The sequence below is a fragment of the Bartonella sp. TP genome, assembly GCF_030406085.1.
Lineage (GTDB): Bacteria > Pseudomonadota > Alphaproteobacteria > Rhizobiales > Rhizobiaceae > CALTWN01.
This window is the reverse complement of record NZ_CP129002.1, coordinates 891,329-910,628: the sequence shown is the minus strand read 5'-3', so window position 1 is coordinate 910,628 and position 19,300 is coordinate 891,329. Positions and strand designations below refer to the sequence as shown.

Here is a 19,300-nt window from a genome sequence, read left to right as displayed (position 1 = left end):
AACTTCCTTAACTTTGTTATATTAACTGCTCCACCAAACCCGCTAATAATTTTGTGGCCTTGATATTTCCTACTTTTTTTGCTCGACGTGCTTGCTTCGCTAATTGTTCGGGGTTAGCTAAAAGCTCCCTAAGAATATTAACTAAGATATGCTCATTAAGATCCGCTTGTTTGTAAATTCTAGCTCCGCCAATCTGCGCTAATTTCTCTGCATTCTTGGCCTGATCATGGTCTATGGCATAGGGATACGGAACTAACAAAGCTGGGCGACCAATACTAGCTATCTCAGCAATTGTAGAGGCACCAGAACGAGAGATAATATAGTGAGCATCTCGCATTTTTTGTGCCAAATTGTCAAAAAAAGGCGCAATTTCTGCTTCAACACCTAATTGCTTATAAATAGCCGATAAGTTATACCCATCTTGCCGAGCTTGCTGTACTATAGCTATCTGAGTACGTTCTGGCGCTGATAAAAGCTGCATAGTCTTTGGCATAATTTGAGAAAAAAAACTAGCTCCTTGGCTACCGCCAAAAATCAAAATCTTTAATTTTTCACCCACTTCTGGGCTTTTATAAAGAAAAGCTGAGGCCTCTATTATATCCCGCCGTACCGGGTTACCCGTTTCAACAATCTTATCGGCAAATTTACCAGCTTTAGCCAAAAAACCTCCCGCTATTAGATCCACTCTTCGAGCTAAAAATCTATTTGCTCGTCCCATTACAGCATTTTGCTCATGTATAAAAGTTTTTATGCCAAACCTCTTACCTATCAGCCCGCTAGCTATTACCAAAGGTGAAAGCGTTGGATAACCGCCAAAACCGCCAACAACAGAAGGCCTTATTGTCTTAAATATGCGATACGATTGCCAAGCACCAACTAACAGGGCTACACTGGCTTTAACAAATGCTATCGGGTTAAGCCCCTTAAAAGTACCACAACGGACTACATGTATGTTACTATCAGCAAAATCTTGTACAAGCTTTAGTGCCCTCTTGTCGGTAATAATATGCACTTTAAAGCCACGCCGAATCAATTCCTGAGCCGTAGCCTTAGCCGGAAATAAATGGCCACCTGTTCCCCCAGCAACTAATATTATAGGTTTTTTAAACATTTCAGAATTTTGCATATTTTTACTCTAAAAATTATAATCTACAATGCATACTTCAATAGCTACTATATGAACCAAGGCGCTCTGTTAATTGTATTTGCGGCTGCTTTTTGGTTAAGCACAAAATAGCCCCTAGGGATAAAGCCACCGATAACATAGAAGAGCCACCATATGAGATAAAAGGTAAAGTCATACCTTTGGCTGGCAAAAGATGCAAATTGACACCAATATTTATAAAACTCTGTCCCCCTATTTGTGTAGCCAAAGCCATTATACATAAACGCGAAAAATTATCTTGTTGATTTTGCGCTTTATACATAGATTTTAAAACGATAAACACAAAAAGAAGGGTTAACAACATACAAGCTATAATACCGTATTCTTCTGCAGCTACTGAAAATACAAAATCTGTGTGGCTATCGGGAATTAAACGTTTTATAGTGCCTTCGCCAGGCCCTACCCCCATCCACGAACCGTGTAAAATTGCTTCTCGGCCCATATCTACTTGAAAAGTATCCCCAACACCCGTTAAAAATTTTTGCACTCTTTGGTGAACATGGTAACTGTAAAGATATATTATATAAAAAACACCACCAAAAATCGAAAAAAAACTACCTAATAGTAATAGATTGACTCCCGCCAAAAAAATCATAAAGCACCAAACACCCGTCAATAATACCGCCTGTCCTATATCTGGTTCTTTAACTAATAAAAAAAAGCACGCAACATAGAACAAGAAACTAAACAGCCAGCCATAACGTGCTTTTTGCCCTTCTTTCTTTAAACTAAGAAGCCAAGAGCAAGTAACAATAAAAGCAGGCTTTAAGAACTCTGACGGCTGTATAGTTAAGCCAAATATTTTTAGCCAACGCGTAGAGCCCTTAGTTTCAAAGCCAAAAAAAAGCACCGCTATAAGCAAAACAAAACTAATACCCGCTAACAGCATATAGCTATTGCGCAACATACGAGGAGAAAAAAAAGAAATAAGAAGCATAAGAAGCACTGCTACAGCAGCAAACATAATATGAGACTTAACAAAAGCGTAACTATCTATACGCCCCAAATGCAGCGCCACCGAAGGGCTAGCAGCAAAAGAAAGCATAATACCTAAAATTAATAAAAACATTGCAGCAACGAATAAGCCCTGATCAATTTTCCACCACCAAACAGGTAGTTTTCTGCCCTGCGCCCTCAAGCTCATTTCAGCTCCATTCATATTCAACCTTACTTAATTTCTACCGCAAAACGGATACGAAATTATTAACAATAATCAGAGGCTATTTACAATTTTTATAAAAGCCTCGCCCCTAGCGCTATAATTGGCAAATTGATCATAGCTCGCACAAGCTGGAGATAATAATATCACTGCTTCAGTATCTTTTGCATCATGCATAGCAGATAAAACAGCTTGCTCTAGATTACCGCAATACTGAAATTCAAAAGCTGAATTTATAGTTTTTGCAAAGTCCTGCGCCGCCTCGCCTATTAAATAAGCCTTACGTATTTTAGAAAAAAATGGCTGTAAACTCTCTATACCGCCTTGTTTAGCTATGCCTCCAATTATCCAATGAATATTTTCAAAACTTGCCAAGGCTGGTGCGCTAGCCTGAGCATTTGTCGCTTTACTATCGTTAATAAATAAAACATTACCTATACGACGTATTTGCTGCATTCTATGCGGCAGCCCAGGATAACTCAAACATGCAGACCGCCAATCAAAGGCAACAATAGTATCGCCTAATAGCTCCATCAAGGCGCCTATCGCAGCCAAAGCGTTTTGCATATTGTGCTGCCCGCGCAAAGAAATACTACCAGTTAAATCTACTATAAAACGCTGAGCATGATATAGTTTTGCTCCTATAGCATAATAACCATTAGCTATCTCATGGTCTTCAGAAATAAAATGAACGTTATCGCCAGAAAAATCTTGATCAAAGGGCAAAAAACGAATTAACGCTTTACGCAATAAAGCTTTTTTCACGTCTGCATAATTCTCAAAGCTTCCATGTCGGTCAATATGGTCAGGTGTGATGTTTAATAAAATACCAATAGTAGGATTTATAGAAGGAGCTAAATCTATTTGAAAAGACGAGCATTCTATAACATAGAATCTACCTTTGGCTAAAGGCAGCAAATCTAAAATCGGTCGCCCAATATTACCACCCATTTGAGCGTCAAAGCCCATTTTTGTTAATAAATGCGTAATTAAGTTAGTAGTTGTTGACTTGCCGTTTGTACCAGTTATAGCAATAAAAGGTACATCTTTACTAGCAAGGTTATTTTCAGATAAAAAAAGATTACGTTCCCGCACAAAAAGCTCAATATCACCTAAAATTTCAACCCCATGCTGCTTAGCTAAACGCACACTCCAATGCGGTATTGGATAATTCAACGGCACACCTGGCGCTACTACCAAAGCAGCGATTTGTGACCAATCTATCTCACCTAAATGTGTTAACTGTATATTGTACTGCGCTGCCTTAAGGCGGGATTGCTCATTGTCGTCCCAACAAACAACCCTTGTTCCACCTTCCTGTAGAGCTTTTGCTGTGGCTATACCAGAGTCCCCTAACCCGAAAAGTGCCAATTTTTGTTCTCTAAAGCAGGTAATTTTTATCATAATCTATCTTAATTTAAAGCTCAGTAAACCTATTAAAGCTAAAAATATAGCAATGATCCAAAAACGTATAACCACCTGGCTTTCACTCCAGCCCTTTTTTTCAAAATGATGATGTATAGGGGCCATTAAAAAAACTCGCTTACCTGTAGTTTTAAAAGACAACACCTGTATTATGACAGACAAGGCTTCCATAACAAATATTCCGCCAATTATTACCAGTATAAGTTCCTGTTTAGTAGCTACGGCAATACATCCCAATAATCCGCCAAGCGACAAAGAACCAGTGTCGCCCATAAACATAGCAGCAGGCGGCGCATTAAACCACAAAAAACCAAGACCAGAGCCTATAAGAGCAGCTAAGATTATAGACATTTCTCCAGCTCCTGGCACAAAAGGAATTTGCAGATATTTAGCAAACACCAAATTACCACAAAAATAAGCAATACAAGCGAATGAGCAAGCGGCTATCATAACTGGCACAATGGCCAGACCATCTAACCCATCGGTAAAATTTACAGAATTAGCAGTACCTACTATTACTATAGCTGCCAAAGGCAAAAAAAACCAGCCAAGATTCAATAAATAGCTTTTTATAAATGGTACAGAAATATTAGCCGAACTAACCCGCAATAACAAAAATACAGCTATCACTGCTATCAAAAATTCTAAGCCCAGGCGTGCTTTGCTACTAAACCCTTTTTCGTTTTGGCGCATTACTTTTAAATAGTCATCATAAAAACCTATAGCAGCAAAACTAATAGCAACAAAAAGGACTATCCAAAAATATAAATTTGTCAAATTGCCCCATAGCAAAGAAGAAAGTAATATACCGCCTAAAATCATTAGACCACCCATTGTAGGCGTACCAGATTTTTCAAAATGGGTTTGCGGCCCATCTGCTCGTATAGGTTGCCCTTTTCCTTGCCATTTGCGTACGTAAATTACAAATTTGTCGCCCAATAAAAACACTATAAAAGCAGCGGTTAACATAGCTGCTATAGCTCGAAAACTAATATACTGGAAAACACCAAAGCCAGGCATATAATTATGCAATGCCGTGAGATAAATAAACATACGAATACGCCCTTTGAATTAATAATGTAAAGATTTTAGTTTATAGATGTTTAATAACTCATTAACCACTTTAATGGTACCGATGCTCTTAGAGGATTTTACCATTATCACATCCCCATCCCTTATGTCACTCAAGATTAGGGACAAAATTTCTTCAACTGTCTCGTGCCAGACACAATTCGCACCAAGCTCCAAAGCTAAAGGCTGCATATTTGGCCCTATTAGATACAATTTATTTACCCCAGCTGCTAGTATCGGCTTGGCTAGCGCTCTATGCATTTCTTCACTGAAGGAACCCAATTCCAGCATATCACCAAGTACAGCTATTTTTCTTGCACCCGGCAGTAATTGTTTATGGCCCAAATTCTCCAAGGCGTTAACCATAGAGCGCGGATTAGCATTATAACTTTCATCAATTAATAAAGCTTTAGATTGTGAAGATAAGATAAGCTGGTGTTCTTTGCCCCGCCCCCCCAATTCTTCAAAATTTGCCAAAGCTTGCTGTGCTTGGGCCACATCAAGACATAAAAAATCTAAAATCGCCATAAGCGCCATGCTATTATAAGCAGCATAATCCCTTGCAATGGCCAATTTTATCTCTCCGCACTCGCTATTTTTACTATAGCGTAATAGCTTATCCTTAAACGCTAATATTCTGTATTGAGCTTTTTTTGCTCTACCAAAAAATTCTATATTTTCTATACCATTTATTTTTGCTTGCTCAGTCAAGAACTCACAAAAGTTGTCATCTATATTAACTAGCGCCAAACCATGTTTATTTTGTGCAGCATAAATTTCCGCTTTAGCAGCTGCAATAGCCTGCAAATCTTCGAAATTCCCTAAATGGGCAGGCGCTATAGCAGTAATTACTGAAATATCCTGCTTAACCATAGGAGCTAGATACGCCAATTCTCCGGCATGATTCATACCCAATTCAAAAATACCGTATTCAGTATCTATCGGCATCGAAGCTAAAGTTAATGGGACTCCCCAATGATTATTAAAAGAAGCTGGACTAGCATGCGTCTTGCCAAAAACGCTAAGCACATGTTTTAACAATTCTTTTAATGTAGTTTTACCCAACGAGCCAGTTACAGCAATTATCTTGGCTTTTGAGCGAGCTCTCGCTTTTGTTGCCAATTGTTCTAAAGCGCGCAACACCCCATCAACAGCAATAAACGGCACAGCCAAATTCTTGGCTTTATCCAACTTATCTTTTTGTATAATTAATAAAGTTGCACCTTTACTTACGGCATTAGATAAAAAATCATGGCCATCGAAATTAGCTCCCTCTATAGCAAAAAATATCGACCCAGCTGCTAAAGTACGCGTATCTATAGATACACCTGTAAATTCTGTAGCTAAGTTGCCAAAAACTTGCCCTTGAATGCTTTCCAAAATTTCTTGCCTAGCCCACATAACCTTACCCCTAATAATTCAACCACCGCAAAATTTCATCCTTATCGCTAAAAGGCAAAGATTTATCGCCAATAATCTGCCCCACTTCATGTCCCTTACCAGCCACCAATACAATATCATTCGCTTTTGCTATATTTATCGCATATGCTATAGCTTCCGATCTATTTGCTATTTCTATAGCGCTAGGTACAGCTTGTATAATTTCTTTTCGTATAGATTCAGCTGGCTCACCGCGCGGATTATCATCTGTAATGATAACAATATCACTATACTCACCAGCAATTTGCCCCATAATAGGACGCTTACCTTTATCCCTATCTCCACCACAGCCAAAAACCAAAATAATTTTACCCTGGACCATAGTTTTTACCTCTCGCAAAACTTGCATCAAAGCTTCTGGCTTATGCGCGTAATCAACATAGACCAAAGCACCATTTTGCTTATTACCAATTAATTGCATACGACCAGATACCGAATGTAGTTTCGATAACATTTCTAAACAAGGCTCAATTGCCGCACCTTCCGCAATAACTAGCCCCATAGCTACCAACGCATTATATAACTGAAAATCGCCATGTAAGGGAAAGAATATATTATCATAGTCCTTACCATCTATCCTTAATGCCAAAATTTGGCCTTCTTTTAGCTTATGTACTGCTTTTAGTTTTATAAAATCTCCTCTTTGGCCTATTTTTAATATATTATCATGATAAGGCTGCAAATGTTGCAACACTCTGTCGCTATATTCATCGTCAGCGAATAATATTACTGGACACCCATCAGCTAACAGCTCTTTAAATAAACGCATTTTTGCAGCAAAATAACTCTCGATGTCCAAATGATAATCCAAATGATCTCGCCCCAAATTAGTAAAAGCGGCAGAGCTTAAGCGCACATTATCTAACCGGCATTGCAAAATACCGTGCGACGAAGCTTCCAATATCACATGGCTAATCTTCAATTGCGCTAAATTATCTAAAATCTTATGCATATTTATAGTATCTGGCGTTGTTAAATAACTGCTATTTGCAACATTTGGTACAGAAACCCCTAATGTGCCTATAGAAGCAGAATTATAATGCATCGCTTGCCATAATTGATTGGTAAAAGAAGCCACAGAAGTTTTACCACTAGTACCAGTAACAGCAGCTACATGCTTTGGCTGCAAAGGCCAAAAAAGATTTGCCGCTGCCGATAAAGCTTTGCGCACATCGGTTACGTACAGAAACCAACAATTATCACGAAAATTAAAGTCGCAATAGTGCGAAAAACTAGCCGCAATAGTTTTATCGCTGTGTACTACTAACTTAGCCCCTTTGCGCAAGGCTTCAGAAACATACCGCGCCCCATCATTTTTTATACCATTTATAGCAAAAAAAGCAAAACCATTACAAACATCTGAACTGTTAGAGGCTAAGCCAACGATCTCTATCTTCTCCAACTCATGCAGAGATTCTTTCGGCAAATCATAGATCAATGTTTGCAAAAGTATATTCAATTTCATAAAATAGGCTTTCAAATTTACCGAGCATATTCAAATATTCGGCCTTACTCCTAAAAAATTAGCACAACGATTTATAATTTCAACTGCCATTGGCGCTGCATTATAACCAGCAGTAGAACCAATACGGCCAGGTATAGCCTGAGGATTATCAATAATAGTTAATACAATATATTTTGGATGCTCTATAGGAAAGGCAGCAATAAAACTATTAAAACGTTGGTTTTTTACATATTTACCATTTTCTACCTTTTCTGCCGTGCCAGTTTTGCCACCAATATTATAACCTTGTATATTTGCAAAGCGACCTGAGCCTTGCTTCATATTGAGCGCAAATAAATTCCGCATAATTTGGCTTGTCTTAGGAGAAAGAACCCTTGCAGAGCGTAATGGCGCTCTAGAATTTCTTAAAAAAGTAGGTTGCCGCAATATACCACCGTTTAGCAAAGCAGCTGCACTAACCGCTGTTTGCAAAGGAGTGTTCATCATGCCATGACCAAAAGCTATAGTCATAGAATTCACAGCTTTCCACTTTTTAGGAAAAACTGGCCGGGCTACCTCAGGGATTTCAGTGTCTAACTTAGTTAACAAGCCTAATTTATCTAGAAATTTTTTATGCTGATCTACCCCAACTGCAAGCGCCTCTTTTGCAGAGCCTATATTAGATGAATAAATAAAAACCTCCGACAGGCTCAATGGTCTATTTTTACCATGAAAATCATGTATATACTGCCCTCTCCCAGCGGCCAAAGGATGACTAGCATCTATCATAGAATCCAAGGTAAATTTACCGCTATCTAATGCCATAGCTGTAGTAAAAATTTTTATAACAGAGCCCATTTCATACAAGCCAGCAGACATACGATTAAGCCTATCGGCATTTAAAGCTTGGCCTGGTACATCTGGCATAAAACTTGGCACCGAATCCATAGCCAAAATCTCACCATTTTCGGCATTTAATATTACAGCTCCCGCCGCTTGCGCATTATAAGTTTTTAACGAACGCTCCAATACAGAGCGGATTATTGCTTGGCCTCTTATATCTATAGACAAATACACAGCCTTTAATTTTTCTTTCTCTAAATCCCTTATATGTGGAGCTGTTAATTTTTGTTCATCCAAGTATTTTTCTATACCCGCCAGGCCTTTATTGTCTACATCTACATAGCCAACAACATAAGCAGCATCGGCTCCATTGGGATAAAACCTGCTGATATGAGTACGAAAACCAAGGCCGGGTAAGCCTAGCGCCATTATTTCACTTTTTTGCTGCAGGCTTAAATTACGCTCTAACCAAACAAAAGGCTGCTTGCTGCGCAATCTGCTGGTTACAAGGTCAAGGTCTATATTGGGTAAAACAGTTTTAATTAGCTTGGCTGTTTCTTCAGGATTTAAAACATGACGAGGCTGAGCAAAAAGCGAAAAGCTATGTATATCCCGCGCCAATAACAAACCATTGCGGTCAAAAATATCTGGGCGCTCTTGAGTAAGCTCGGTCATAGCATAAGCCGCATCTTCTGCATCTTTACGCTGTAACCCAAACCAAACTAAACGCGCCATGAGCAAGATGTATAAACAACTAAACAGCAAAAATACTGCTATATATCTTTTACTATAGCTATATTTAATCCTCATTTAAGTTGGATCTTTTCTACTGCACTTACACTTAATATATATTGTGGTTCTATGGGACCAAGCTCTAGCTCTGCTTGATATTTTTGTTCTAAGCATTCTATATTACGCGGAGATTCCAAATACGCCCATTCGGTATTAAGCTGACTTATTGAATTTTGCTCTTCTTCTATTTGATTAGACAATAGTTTTTCTTGACGAAGAAGTTTTTGCGAGCTGTATTTAATTTTATAGGTAAAGCCAATGGTACTAACCAATAAAATCACTAATGCTATATCTATAATACGAGAAAATGGCATAAAATATCCTATGAATTTTTGGTTAGCAGAGAAGAAGCGTTAGTTAATTGTTCTTTATGCTTAAGCGGTGCAGCGTGCGTTCGCTTTGCCACACGAAGTTTTGCCGAGCGAGACCGTGGATTATAAGCCAGCTCTGGGACCGAGGCGGTTATCAGGCTTTTGGTCACTAGCTCAAAACTAGCAGAAAAAACATCACCAGCTGGCAAATAACGCGAAACTGCTAAAGGCACAGCGCAACGATGCAAAAATTTCTTCACTATACGGTCTTCCAAAGAATGGAAGCTAACAACGCTTAGCTTTCCCCCTGCTTTCAATAATTTTTCTGCGGCGATTAATGCTTGCACTAATTCACCCAATTCATTATTTACATACATACGTAAGGCCTGAAACACCCGCGTAGCTGGATGAATTTTTTCAAAATATCGTCGTGGCAGCAAAGCTTCTATGGCATTACTTAACTCTAAGGTAGTAGTAAAAGGTTTCTCAGCACGTTTTTTCACTATCATACGCGCTATAGATACTGCACGCTTTTCCTCGCCAAAGCTTCTAAATATTTTAACTAAATCTGCTAGCGCAAAAGAATTTACAATTTCTGCAGCGCTTAACCCTTCTGCTGACATCCTCATATCCAAAGGTCCCTCTTTTTGAAAAGAAAAGCCACGCTCTGCCTGATCAATCTGCATAGAAGAAACACCAAGATCCAATACAATCAAATCAGGTGATTCTATAGATAATTCTCCTAATTGCGAAAAGCTAGTATTTATAAAACTAAATCTATCGCCAAATTTCTTGGCAAAAAATTCCGCTTGAGGTTTAACGTTGGGATCCCGATCTATAGCAACAACCCTAGCGCCCTTCGCCAAAAATGCTTGTGAATAGCCACCAGCACCAAAGGTACAATCTACCACCAGCTTATTTTCATAGCCTTCTTCAGGCTCCGAATAGGTTATAAGCTCATCTAAAAGCACAGGTATATGTGGTGTGAAGTTTGTGTGATTCATCTTCATAAACATAATTTCATAAGTTTGCTGGGTAGCTTATACCATATGAAATTTAAAGAAGTATGAAATATGAGGACAAGAAAAACAATCTTGTCCCCTAACTTATTAGCTTGATGTGAGACTTTGCCAAATCAACACAAAATTTAATACTAAAATTAGCGCTGTTGCGATAAGTGCAATCAACTTTAAAAATGGCCGATTAACAAAAGCCCCCATTATTTTTCTAGAGCCAGCAAAATAACATAAGGCAAGCATGGGTATGGGCAAGGCTATGCTCAAAACAACTTGGCTCGCTACTAAAGACCGTGTAGCGTCCAAGCCCAAGGCTACCACAATAAAAGAGGGTACCATGGTAACAAAACGACGTACCCATACAGGTATATGAAAACCAACAAATCCCTGCATAATAAGCTGCCCTGCCATGGTACCAACTACGGAACTAGAAACCCCTGATACCAATAAAGAGATCAAGAATATAGAAGCAGCAGCCCCTCCTAAAAGAGGTCCCAAAGTATGATAAGCCTCTTCAATTCCAGTAACAACAGTATGTTTGGTATGAAATGCCCCTGCGGCCATAATAACCATAGCCATATTCACCATGCCTGCTAAGCTTAGCGCTACTACAACTTCGCGATTGGAGTATTTTACCAAGCGCGCTTTTTGCTCGTCGGAAGAAGCGGTTACACGATCTTGCATAAGCCCAGAGTGCAAATAAATGGCATGCGGCATGACAGTCGCACCAATAATGCCTACACTAATAAAAAGGGCATCTAAATTTGGCATTTCTGGTTTAAAGCAATGCAAGCCAACGCTAGCCCAGTCCACCGGAGTTATAAATAATTCTAGTAAATAACAAAGGCAAATAATACTAACAAATAACCCTACAATAATTTCCATAGCGCGAAATCCATAACGTTCTAGCCATAAAATTGCACAGGTTATCAAAGCCGTTATTATCATACCGACCATAAGCGGAAAATTAAATAACAAAGAAAATCCAACAGCACCACCAATAAATTCAGCCAAATCTGTTGCTATTGCAGCAATTTCACTTATTATCCACATCGCTATAACAACAGAAGGCCGAAAATGCTCTCGACAAAGTTGCGCCAAATTTTTATTTGTAATAATACCTAATTTAGCCGCCATAGCTTGAAAAAGCATAGCTATAACATTTGCCAACAAAACTATCCACAATAACGAATAGCCATATTTCGAGCCCGCTTCGATATTGGTGGCAAAATTACCAGGGTCTACATATGCCACAGCCGCAATTAATGCTGGCCCAACTAAAAATAAAAAAGATAAATACCCCCTTTTTCTACCAGCTAAAATTTCGCTGATACCATGCGTTGCTCTATCGCTTAAATTTAATATACTCATAATCAGGCTTCAAAGCCCCTTTCTAATCACTAGAGTTAGTTAATTGATAGGTTCAAAAGGTATTTTACGCCCACAGAGCGCTGTTTGGCAAGAGCTTAATAAATAATTTATCAGTTGGTCTATAAGCCGGGTTTTGTATGACAAAATAAATTTTGTGTGGCAGCCATTCATCTAGGGCATATGTTACCATAAGCCTCTTGCAACCAACCCGAATAACTAGCCCAGAAAAAAGGCCGCGTCAAAAACGCACGCTATTCCTATTCGGTCTTGCTCTCGGTGGGGTTTACCTAGCCATAGACATTACTGCCGATGCGGTGAGCTCTTACCTCACCTTTTCACCCTTACCTAAAACGATATCGGCGCAATTGCACCAATAACAATATAGGCGGTATATTTCTGTGGCACTTTCCCTAAGGTCACCCTTGCCGGGCGTTACCCGGCACCGCTTTTCTAAGAGCCCGGACTTTCCTCACTTAAGCTTTAAGCGCGGCTGCCCGACCAACTGACACAAAATTCTAGCATTTTTTGAGCCAAAATCCAAGCCTCTATTATTTCAAAGAGGCTAAATAAGTACGAACTTTTTCACAATAACGTTGCGAAATCGGGTTCATCTTCTTTGCACCATAACCAGCATTATACTTTAATATAGTCGTACATGTTTCACCATGGCCTAATTTTTCTGCCTTTGCTAGATAACGCACACCATATTTCAAGTTGGTTTCCGGATTATACAAATCCGTCAGCGGACCATGAAAGCCTAAGCTACGAGCTGTGGTAGGCATTAATTGCATCAGGCCAACTTCACCAGCACTACCGTGTGCATCTACGTTATAGTTACTTTCTGTATGTATAACGGCATGCACTAGATTTACTTGCACGTGATCTTCTTTTGCTAGTTTATTAATTAAACTATCAAAGGGTCTAGGCGTAGTTACAACTTTATTTGTATCTTTTGCAACCGAAAACGCGTTAGCTGCGTTCATTTGAAAACTCGTTAAAGAAACTGCTGCTACAACAGCGGTTGATATAAGTGATTTAATGTTCATATTGTGTTCTCCAATTATTTTTACTTTTGATTGGAACAATATGCCAAACTATTATTGCTGAAAGATGTAGCCTTCTAGGCAAAGCAGGGTCAAGGCGCCTAAACTGCCCAAACATGGCACAATTTTGTAGAAATTCAACTAATCAGGATAAGGACGAAGATATTTAGCGGTTACCATTTGCGCATTTTGCTTGGCTATACCGACATCGTTTTCAGTCATGCCTATAGCTTTAGCAGCTTGCTCTGCATCACGCACAGCACCTTGTATCAAAGCTTTTTTATCTACTGGGCTTAAGGGAACTAGATAGTTGTGAATAGGATATTTCACCGATGATTCTTCATGTGCTACTTCTGTAATCGGAGCTTCACTAGGTAGACGATAATAAATTAAAGCCGCTACAGCAACAATAATAAAACCAATAATTATCAAAAAGCGCGCACTACTGTAGTTTTGCATATCCTGCTTTCCTTTTTAAGTAATTAACTGTAAAATACTCAAATGAATAAAAAACGCAAATCAGCTCTGAATAACGAATTACGTAAGCTTTTCCCCTCTATACCATACTACGATGCTATACGCATAGCCGCCAAAGCCGCGGAGCCACACTTACAGGCCCTGCCCCCTTCTATTACTATATGGCTCAGTGCAATAGCCTATATAAGACATGAATATACAGACTATAATATCCTGTTAAAAGAAGGAATGGATTTAGAAACAGCCCGCTTCTTTACCAAAGAACAAATAAACAAACAATTACAATTATGGGATTCAAGCAGGTTGCTACCTAGTTAATTTCTTATAAGTCACTTTTTTAGGGTTTGTCGCGTCTACACCTAAGCGACGCGTTTTATCCGCTTCATATTCTGCAAAATTCCCTTCAAACCACTCTACATGGCTATCTCCTTCAAAAGCTAAAATATGCGTAGCCAATCTGTCTAAAAACATTCTGTCGTGACTTATTACAACAGCACAGCCAGCGAAATTTTCTAATGCTTCTTCCAGCGCTGCCAAGGTTTCTGTATCTAAATCATTGGTTGGCTCATCCAACAGTAAAACATTGCCGCCTTCTTTTAACAATTTAGCTAGATGTACACGATTGCGTTGTCCACCAGATAAATCACCGACTTTTTGCTGCTGATCACTACCCTTAAAATTAAAATTTGAACAATACGCACGACTATTTATCTCATATTTACCTAATTTTATAGTATCGTTACCACCAGATATTTCTTGCCAAACTGTATTTGTAGCTACTAAATTATCTCTACTTTGATCCACATAGCTAAGTTGCACCGTTTCTCCGATAGAAATTACACCATTATCTGGCTGCTCACTACCAACTAGCATTTTAAATAGAGTAGATTTACCAGCACCATTTGGCCCAATAACCCCGACAATACCCCCCGCTGGCAAACTAAAATTTAAATTCTCTATAAGCAAATGGTCACCAAAAGATTTGGAGAGATTCTTTGCTTCTATAACCAATTGCCCCAGTCTCTCCGCTAGCGGTATAATTATCTGAGCGTCGCCTGGTTTACGCGCGGCGGCTGTTTCTACTAACTCCTCATAAGCCTTTATCCGAGCTTTCGATTTAGTTTGCCGCGCTTTAGGGCTAGATGCTATCCACTCCTGTTCACGCGCTAGAGCTTTTTGTCGCGCAACATCTTCGCGCCCTTCTTGCTTTAATCTCTTTGCCTTCGCTGCCAAATAAGCCGAATAGTTACCTTCATATGGAATACCGCGCCCACGATCAAGCTCCAAAATCCAACCCGTTACATTATCCAAGAAATATCTATCATGGGTTATTAAAATCACTGAACCTTCATATTGACGTAAATGTTTTTCTAACCAAGCCGTGGTTTCTGCGTCCAAATGGTTAGTAGGCTCATCTAGTAGTAATAAATCTGGCTTAGATAATAAAAGCTTACACAAAGCTACACGTCGTTTCTCACCGCCAGACAAACTCGCTACAGAACTATTAGCTGGCGGACAACCTAAAGCCTCTAAAGCCATCTGGACTTGGCTTTCTAAATCCCAAAGATTTTGCGCGTCGATAACATCTTGCAGCTCCGCAGCTTTAGCAGCATTTTCATCGCTATAGTCCATCATAAGTTCATTATATCGATCTAGAATAGCCTTTTTACTGGCCACTCCCAACATAACATTGCCCAAAACATCTAAACTATTATCCAATTCCGGTTCTTGCGATAAATAACCACAGGTAGCGCCATCTGCTAACCAAGCTTCGCCTGTATATTCTTTATCAATACCAGCCATAATACGCAAAATTGTAGATTTACCAGCGCCATTTGGCCCCAAAATACCAATCTTAGCATCTGGATAAAATGATAAATGTATATTATCCAAAATCTTTTTATTGCCATAAGATTTACTTAAGTCCGACATATGATAAATAAATTGACGCGCCATAACAGATCCTATTTTATAGTAGCAATAAACACTAATTTAAAATAAAACAAACAAAAGCGCAACCAATATTAACTTTAACGAGCCAAAGAATTATGCAGACTATAACGATAAAGCCTCAAGAATACCAACTAGACCAATATGGCCTTATTACAAATCAAGATGGCTCGGCCCTAAGTTTAAGCGCAGATACAGAAACTAATTATTCAATATATAGCTATGGCTTAATGTATTATTTGGTTTTTTATGCTATTAAACCAAATAATACGAATAATAATTATAAATTATTGGCAGATAAATCATTTTATCTGAATAAGATTTACATAAATCTACTTCTATTTGCTTTATTAATAGAGTGCTATTTTCGCGGTTCAGACACGCAAAGCAAGATTATTTTTACGTTACAGCAGAAAGTAAAGCAAAATTATAATACAACTATCTATATAAGTAGCTGGATTAACGCTTTACATTATATAAAAACGCACCATACAGAAGCATTAAATGTTACATATCTAAATCGCTGAGGAAATAAAAATGTCACAAAAATATCAAGCACTGATCGTTATAGACATGCAAAATGACTTTATGGAAGATGGCCCATTAGAGGTTCCTGGAGCCAATGAAATCTTAGCACCTATTAATAAATTAATTGATCGCTATGATAATATCATATTCACACAAGATTGGCACCCAGCAAATCACCATAGTTTTACTAATGTCTCAAAAACGGGTATTTGGCCGCCTCATTGTATCCAGGGCAGCAAAGGCGCAAAGATTAATTCAACATTAAATACTAACAAAGCGCAATTAATTTTGCGCAAAGGCTATAGACCTAATATAGACAGCTATTCGGCATTTTTTGAAAATGATAAAGCAACGCCCACAGGTCTAGCCGCCTATTTGCAAGAACGAGGCCTAAAAAACCTTATCTTTTGCGGCCTTGCAACAGATTTTTGCGTGGGTTATAGTGTGCTTGACGCAATAAAATGTGGCTTTGAAAGCACCTTGATATTAAGTGCTTGCCGAGCAATTGATAATAATGGGTCGCTAGATATAATGCTAACACAATTAAAAAATAGCAACGCTGAGCTATTATTAGGCGCTTAAGCGATTTTCATAGTAAGAATATAGGGTGGATACTCCAATAAAGCTAATACTTAGCAATCCCGCTATATAATCTGGTATATGAATTAGAGCACTGCTATACATTATCATAGCAAGCGATAATATGGCATAAAATGCACCATGCTCGATATAAGCATAACTCCCTAAGCTTTCCTTTTCTACAAGCATAATCGTCATCGACCGCACATAAAACGCTCCAATACTCAACCCTAGCGCAATTATTAAAAAATTACTAGAAAGAGCAAAAGCCCCTATTACACCATCAAAAGAAAAACTTGCGTCTAAAATTTCTAAATAAATAAAATTAGCAAAACCAGATTTATGCCGCAAATTTTGTGGCGACGCAGAGCCACGAAGGGCTAATAAGTAAAAAATAACTATACCCAATCCCGCAGCTATAAGAAATTCATATCTATGCGCTGGCACTAGGAAGTAGGTTATAATAGCAATAAGGCATAAATTAAGTAGCAGTGGCGCAAACCGAAATGCAGCTAAAGCGCTCAAAGGCTTCTCTACACAATTAATCCAATGACATTCTTTTTGTCTGTCAATAAAAAAACTAAGGCTTACTAAGGTTAAAAAACTACCGCCCAAAGCATTAAGCCCTATACGCGCCCTTTCCAATGCTATCATATATTTGTTGGGTTCATTTATAGCTAAATGCAAAGCGGCAATGGGGTTAATATGTAGCAATATAGCAACAATTGCCAATGGCAAAAATATTCTTATACCAAACACTGCTATTATAATGCCCCACCACAAAAAACGTTGTCGCCATTTATAGCTCATATATTTTAAGATACGCGCATTGACTACCGCATTATCAAAAGAAAGAGAAATTTCTACAGCCGCCAAAACAAAGCATGACCAAAAACTGCTAACGGCACCGAATAGGCTATGGGTGGCGCCATAACCTACATAAGCGGCAGCCAATAAGCCAAAAGCGTTAAATAGAAACGCATATTTATAATAAGACCAACTAGTTTTGCCTTGAGAATTAGCCATCTTTCTCCTTGAGATTTAACTTAAACCTTGTCATAAGCACATAATTTGCTTATTATGGCAGAATATGGGCCAATAAAACCCATAGGGAACACTTAAAAATAAATAACACACCTTAAGAAGAAAGAAATACAAAAAATATGGAAGCTACAAATAAATTAAAAAAAGAGTTGAATAAAAGACACATATTATTCATTGCTCTAGGTTCTGCTATAGGCACAGGACTATTCTTAGGCTCTGCCACAACGATACGGCTAGCAGGCCCTAGTGTGTTGTTTGCTTATATAATAGCAGGATTGGCAGCATTTTTAACAATGCGAGCCTTAGGAGAAATGGTAATAAATGTACCGCACTTAAAAACCTTTGGCAGCTATGCAGGTAAGTTTATAAGCCCTTTGGCTGGCTTTATAACTGGCTGGTCATATGTTTTTCAAATGGCCCTAGTCTGCTTAGCGGACATCACTGCCTTTGCCACATATATGCAATTTTGGTATCCAGATGTATCTGCCTGGATTTGGACGCTTGCGCTCGCTTGCTTTATCTGCGCCGTAAATTTAGCTACAGTTAAAATTTACGGCGAGCTAGAATTTTGGTTCTCTGTAATAAAGGTTTTAGCAATTTTAGTCATGATAGCTGGTGGTATTTTTTTAATCAGCACAGGATTTCACAGCGCCCACCACAGCGTAACCCATGTTAATCACGTAAACAGCTTGTCATATTGGTTTCCAAATGGTATTTCAGGATTTGTGCAATGTTTGCCCATAGTTATTTACTCTTTTGGCGGAATTGAAATAATTGGTATAACAGCTGCTGAAGCCAAACATCCAGAAACGAGCATTCCAAAAGCCATAAATACCATACCCTTTAGAATTATCTTTTTTTATGTGCTAACCATAGGTGTTTTAATTAGTATATATCCTTGGGACCAAATAGGTATAGATGGCAGCCCATTCGTAACTATTTGTGAGGCATTAGGCATTCATTCTGCTGCTAATATACTAAATATTATTGTCATTACCGCGGCCGTTTCTGCAATAAATAGCGATATTTATGGCTCCAGCCGTATGATATATAGCCTAGCAGAAGAAGGCCATGCATTAAAACATTTAAATAAACTAAACAAAAAAGGCGTGCCTGTATATGCAATTTTCGTTATGCTAAGCGTTTTAATTTCTGGTGTAGTATTTAATTATTTTGATCATGAAGGCCTCTTCGTTTTAATGGCAAATTTAGCGGCCCTAACCTCTATAGTAGGTTGGTTTATGATTGTACTAGCCCAATTATTCATGCGATTCAAGATGACAGCACAAGAAAAAGCAAATGTAAAATATCCAGTGCCACTGTGGCCAATTGCTAGCGTACTAACGTTATTATTCTTTAGCTTTATAATGGGCCTCATAGCAATTTACGAAGTAAACGCATTTTGCTACGGACTTTTTTGGCTTGTTGGTTTAATTGCCATATATTTAAGTATCAAGCACTTAGATAAAACTGGCCGCTTCGTACAAAAGGTAGCAAAAACTTAAATAAAAAACGCTGCCGCCATTTATAACTCATATATTTTAGATGTGCGCATTAACTGTAGCATTATCAAAAAATAGTAAATTTCTACGGCAGCTAAAACAAAAAGCTACGAACCGCACTGCGTAGGTTATGAGTAGCG

The 19,300-nt window shown here is 38.5% G+C and carries 18 protein-coding genes and 1 other RNA gene; 4 read left to right on the top strand and 15 right to left on the bottom strand.

Features of this window, described 5'->3' with window-relative positions; translation table 11 throughout:
• Window positions 1-16: 16 nt before the first annotated feature.
• The 13 genes from murG to QVL57_RS04380 all read right to left on the bottom strand — a co-directional run bounded on the left by murG (window position 17) and on the right by QVL57_RS04380 (window position 13,539).
• Entirely contained in the window at window positions 17-1,126 is a 1,110-nt protein-coding gene (murG, locus tag QVL57_RS04440) for an undecaprenyldiphospho-muramoylpentapeptide beta-N-acetylglucosaminyltransferase (protein ID WP_290076036.1), read from the bottom strand.
• Window positions 1,127-1,163: 37 nt separating this feature from the next.
• The gene (locus tag QVL57_RS04435; protein ID WP_290076034.1) at window positions 1,164-2,309 is read right to left on the bottom strand and encodes a putative peptidoglycan glycosyltransferase FtsW; all 1,146 of its coding nucleotides are present in this window, start codon (window positions 2,307-2,309) and stop codon (window positions 1,164-1,166) included.
• Between the two features lie 69 nt (window positions 2,310-2,378).
• A complete protein-coding gene (gene murD, locus QVL57_RS04430) occupies window positions 2,379-3,728 on the bottom strand; it encodes a UDP-N-acetylmuramoyl-L-alanine--D-glutamate ligase (RefSeq protein ID WP_290076033.1) in 1,350 nt (449 codons plus the stop codon).
• 3 nt (window positions 3,729-3,731) lie between these two features.
• Window positions 3,732-4,802, bottom strand: coding sequence for a phospho-N-acetylmuramoyl-pentapeptide-transferase (mraY, locus tag QVL57_RS04425; RefSeq protein ID WP_290076031.1), 1,071 nt, complete (start codon window positions 4,800-4,802; stop codon window positions 3,732-3,734).
• A gap of 18 nt (window positions 4,803-4,820) precedes the next feature.
• Window positions 4,821-6,221, bottom strand: a complete 1,401-nt coding sequence (gene murF, locus QVL57_RS04420) for a UDP-N-acetylmuramoyl-tripeptide--D-alanyl-D-alanine ligase (RefSeq protein ID WP_290076030.1) — start codon at window positions 6,219-6,221, stop codon at window positions 4,821-4,823.
• 10 nt (window positions 6,222-6,231) lie between these two features.
• On the bottom strand, window positions 6,232-7,725 hold the full coding sequence (locus QVL57_RS04415) for a UDP-N-acetylmuramoyl-L-alanyl-D-glutamate--2,6-diaminopimelate ligase (RefSeq protein WP_290076028.1): 1,494 nt from the start codon (window positions 7,723-7,725) through the stop codon (window positions 6,232-6,234).
• 30 nt (window positions 7,726-7,755) lie between these two features.
• On the bottom strand, window positions 7,756-9,282 hold the full coding sequence (locus QVL57_RS04410) for a penicillin-binding protein 2 (protein WP_290076025.1): 1,527 nt from the start codon (window positions 9,280-9,282) through the stop codon (window positions 7,756-7,758).
• A 71-nt stretch (window positions 9,283-9,353) separates the two neighbouring features.
• On the bottom strand, window positions 9,354-9,653 hold the full coding sequence (locus QVL57_RS04405) for a hypothetical protein (RefSeq protein ID WP_290076024.1): 300 nt from the start codon (window positions 9,651-9,653) through the stop codon (window positions 9,354-9,356).
• Between the two features lie 8 nt (window positions 9,654-9,661).
• Window positions 9,662-10,660, bottom strand: a complete 999-nt coding sequence (rsmH, locus tag QVL57_RS04400; protein ID WP_290076022.1) for a 16S rRNA (cytosine(1402)-N(4))-methyltransferase RsmH — start codon at window positions 10,658-10,660, stop codon at window positions 9,662-9,664.
• Between the two features lie 99 nt (window positions 10,661-10,759).
• A complete protein-coding gene (locus QVL57_RS04395; protein WP_290076021.1) occupies window positions 10,760-12,037 on the bottom strand; it encodes an Nramp family divalent metal transporter in 1,278 nt (425 codons plus the stop codon).
• A 106-nt stretch (window positions 12,038-12,143) separates the two neighbouring features.
• Window positions 12,144-12,543: RNase P RNA component class A (gene rnpB / locus QVL57_RS04390), an RNA gene on the bottom strand.
• A gap of 42 nt (window positions 12,544-12,585) precedes the next feature.
• Window positions 12,586-13,083 (bottom strand): transglycosylase SLT domain-containing protein, encoded by a 498-nt coding sequence (locus QVL57_RS04385; protein ID WP_290076020.1) that lies wholly within the window; start codon window positions 13,081-13,083, stop codon window positions 12,586-12,588.
• Window positions 13,084-13,221: 138 nt separating this feature from the next.
• A complete protein-coding gene (locus tag QVL57_RS04380) occupies window positions 13,222-13,539 on the bottom strand; it encodes a hypothetical protein (RefSeq protein ID WP_290076019.1) in 318 nt (105 codons plus the stop codon).
• Window positions 13,540-13,581: 42 nt separating this feature from the next.
• On the opposite strand from QVL57_RS04380, the gene QVL57_RS04375 reads away from it, so the two are divergent.
• Window positions 13,582-13,875: a DUF2293 domain-containing protein gene (locus tag QVL57_RS04375; RefSeq protein WP_290076018.1), complete on the top strand. Its 294-nt coding sequence runs from the start codon at window positions 13,582-13,584 to the stop codon at window positions 13,873-13,875.
• Here the strand turns inward: QVL57_RS04375 and ettA are convergent.
• Window positions 13,864-15,513 (bottom strand): energy-dependent translational throttle protein EttA, encoded by a 1,650-nt coding sequence (gene ettA, locus QVL57_RS04370; protein ID WP_290076016.1) that lies wholly within the window; start codon window positions 15,511-15,513, stop codon window positions 13,864-13,866. The genes QVL57_RS04375 and ettA overlap by 12 nt on opposite strands.
• A 92-nt stretch (window positions 15,514-15,605) precedes the next feature.
• Here ettA and QVL57_RS04365 point away from each other — a divergent pair, with 92 nt between their 5' ends.
• Window positions 15,606-16,034, top strand: coding sequence for a hypothetical protein (locus QVL57_RS04365; protein WP_290076015.1), 429 nt, complete (start codon window positions 15,606-15,608; stop codon window positions 16,032-16,034).
• A gap of 10 nt (window positions 16,035-16,044) precedes the next feature.
• Complete coding sequence (locus tag QVL57_RS04360; protein ID WP_290076014.1) at window positions 16,045-16,617, top strand: nicotinamidase; 573 nt, start codon at window positions 16,045-16,047, stop codon at window positions 16,615-16,617.
• On the opposite strand, the gene QVL57_RS04355 is transcribed toward QVL57_RS04360, so the two are convergent.
• Window positions 16,606-17,640 (bottom strand): DUF475 domain-containing protein, encoded by a 1,035-nt coding sequence (locus tag QVL57_RS04355; protein ID WP_290076012.1) that lies wholly within the window; start codon window positions 17,638-17,640, stop codon window positions 16,606-16,608. The genes QVL57_RS04360 and QVL57_RS04355 overlap by 12 nt on opposite strands.
• Before the next feature lie 137 nt (window positions 17,641-17,777).
• Here QVL57_RS04355 and QVL57_RS04350 point away from each other — a divergent pair, with 137 nt between their 5' ends.
• Window positions 17,778-19,163, top strand: coding sequence for an amino acid permease (locus tag QVL57_RS04350; protein ID WP_290076011.1), 1,386 nt, complete (start codon window positions 17,778-17,780; stop codon window positions 19,161-19,163).
• The last annotated feature ends 137 nt before the right edge of the window (window positions 19,164-19,300 follow it).

What these genes read in the sequence shown, in the direction of transcription:
- murF (WP_290076030.1), bottom strand. Translation starts at nt 6,221, where the DNA reads ATGTGGGCTAGGCAAGAAATTTTGGAAAGCATTCAAGGGCAAGTTTTT.
- QVL57_RS04360 (WP_290076014.1), top strand. Translation starts at nt 16,045, where the DNA reads ATGTCACAAAAATATCAAGCACTGATCGTTATAGACATGCAAAATGAC.
- QVL57_RS04435 (WP_290076034.1), bottom strand. Translation starts at nt 2,309, where the DNA reads ATGAGCTTGAGGGCGCAGGGCAGAAAACTACCTGTTTGGTGGTGGAAA.
- QVL57_RS04350 (WP_290076011.1), top strand. Translation starts at nt 17,778, where the DNA reads ATGGAAGCTACAAATAAATTAAAAAAAGAGTTGAATAAAAGACACATA.
- QVL57_RS04380 (WP_290076019.1), bottom strand. Translation starts at nt 13,539, where the DNA reads ATGCAAAACTACAGTAGTGCGCGCTTTTTGATAATTATTGGTTTTATT.
- murG (WP_290076036.1), bottom strand. Translation starts at nt 1,126, where the DNA reads ATGCAAAATTCTGAAATGTTTAAAAAACCTATAATATTAGTTGCTGGG.
- QVL57_RS04385 (WP_290076020.1), bottom strand. Translation starts at nt 13,083, where the DNA reads ATGAACATTAAATCACTTATATCAACCGCTGTTGTAGCAGCAGTTTCT.
- rsmH (WP_290076022.1), bottom strand. Translation starts at nt 10,660, where the DNA reads ATGAAGATGAATCACACAAACTTCACACCACATATACCTGTGCTTTTA.
- QVL57_RS04415 (WP_290076028.1), bottom strand. Translation starts at nt 7,725, where the DNA reads ATGAAATTGAATATACTTTTGCAAACATTGATCTATGATTTGCCGAAA.
- mraY (WP_290076031.1), bottom strand. Translation starts at nt 4,802, where the DNA reads ATGTTTATTTATCTCACGGCATTGCATAATTATATGCCTGGCTTTGGT.
- QVL57_RS04365 (WP_290076015.1), top strand. Translation starts at nt 15,606, where the DNA reads ATGCAGACTATAACGATAAAGCCTCAAGAATACCAACTAGACCAATAT.
- QVL57_RS04395 (WP_290076021.1), bottom strand. Translation starts at nt 12,037, where the DNA reads ATGAGTATATTAAATTTAAGCGATAGAGCAACGCATGGTATCAGCGAA.
- murD (WP_290076033.1), bottom strand. Translation starts at nt 3,728, where the DNA reads ATGATAAAAATTACCTGCTTTAGAGAACAAAAATTGGCACTTTTCGGG.
- QVL57_RS04410 (WP_290076025.1), bottom strand. Translation starts at nt 9,282, where the DNA reads ATGGCGCGTTTAGTTTGGTTTGGGTTACAGCGTAAAGATGCAGAAGAT.
- ettA (WP_290076016.1), bottom strand. Translation starts at nt 15,513, where the DNA reads ATGGCGCGTCAATTTATTTATCATATGTCGGACTTAAGTAAATCTTAT.
- QVL57_RS04375 (WP_290076018.1), top strand. Translation starts at nt 13,582, where the DNA reads ATGAATAAAAAACGCAAATCAGCTCTGAATAACGAATTACGTAAGCTT.
- QVL57_RS04405 (WP_290076024.1), bottom strand. Translation starts at nt 9,653, where the DNA reads ATGCCATTTTCTCGTATTATAGATATAGCATTAGTGATTTTATTGGTT.
- QVL57_RS04355 (WP_290076012.1), bottom strand. Translation starts at nt 17,640, where the DNA reads ATGGCTAATTCTCAAGGCAAAACTAGTTGGTCTTATTATAAATATGCG.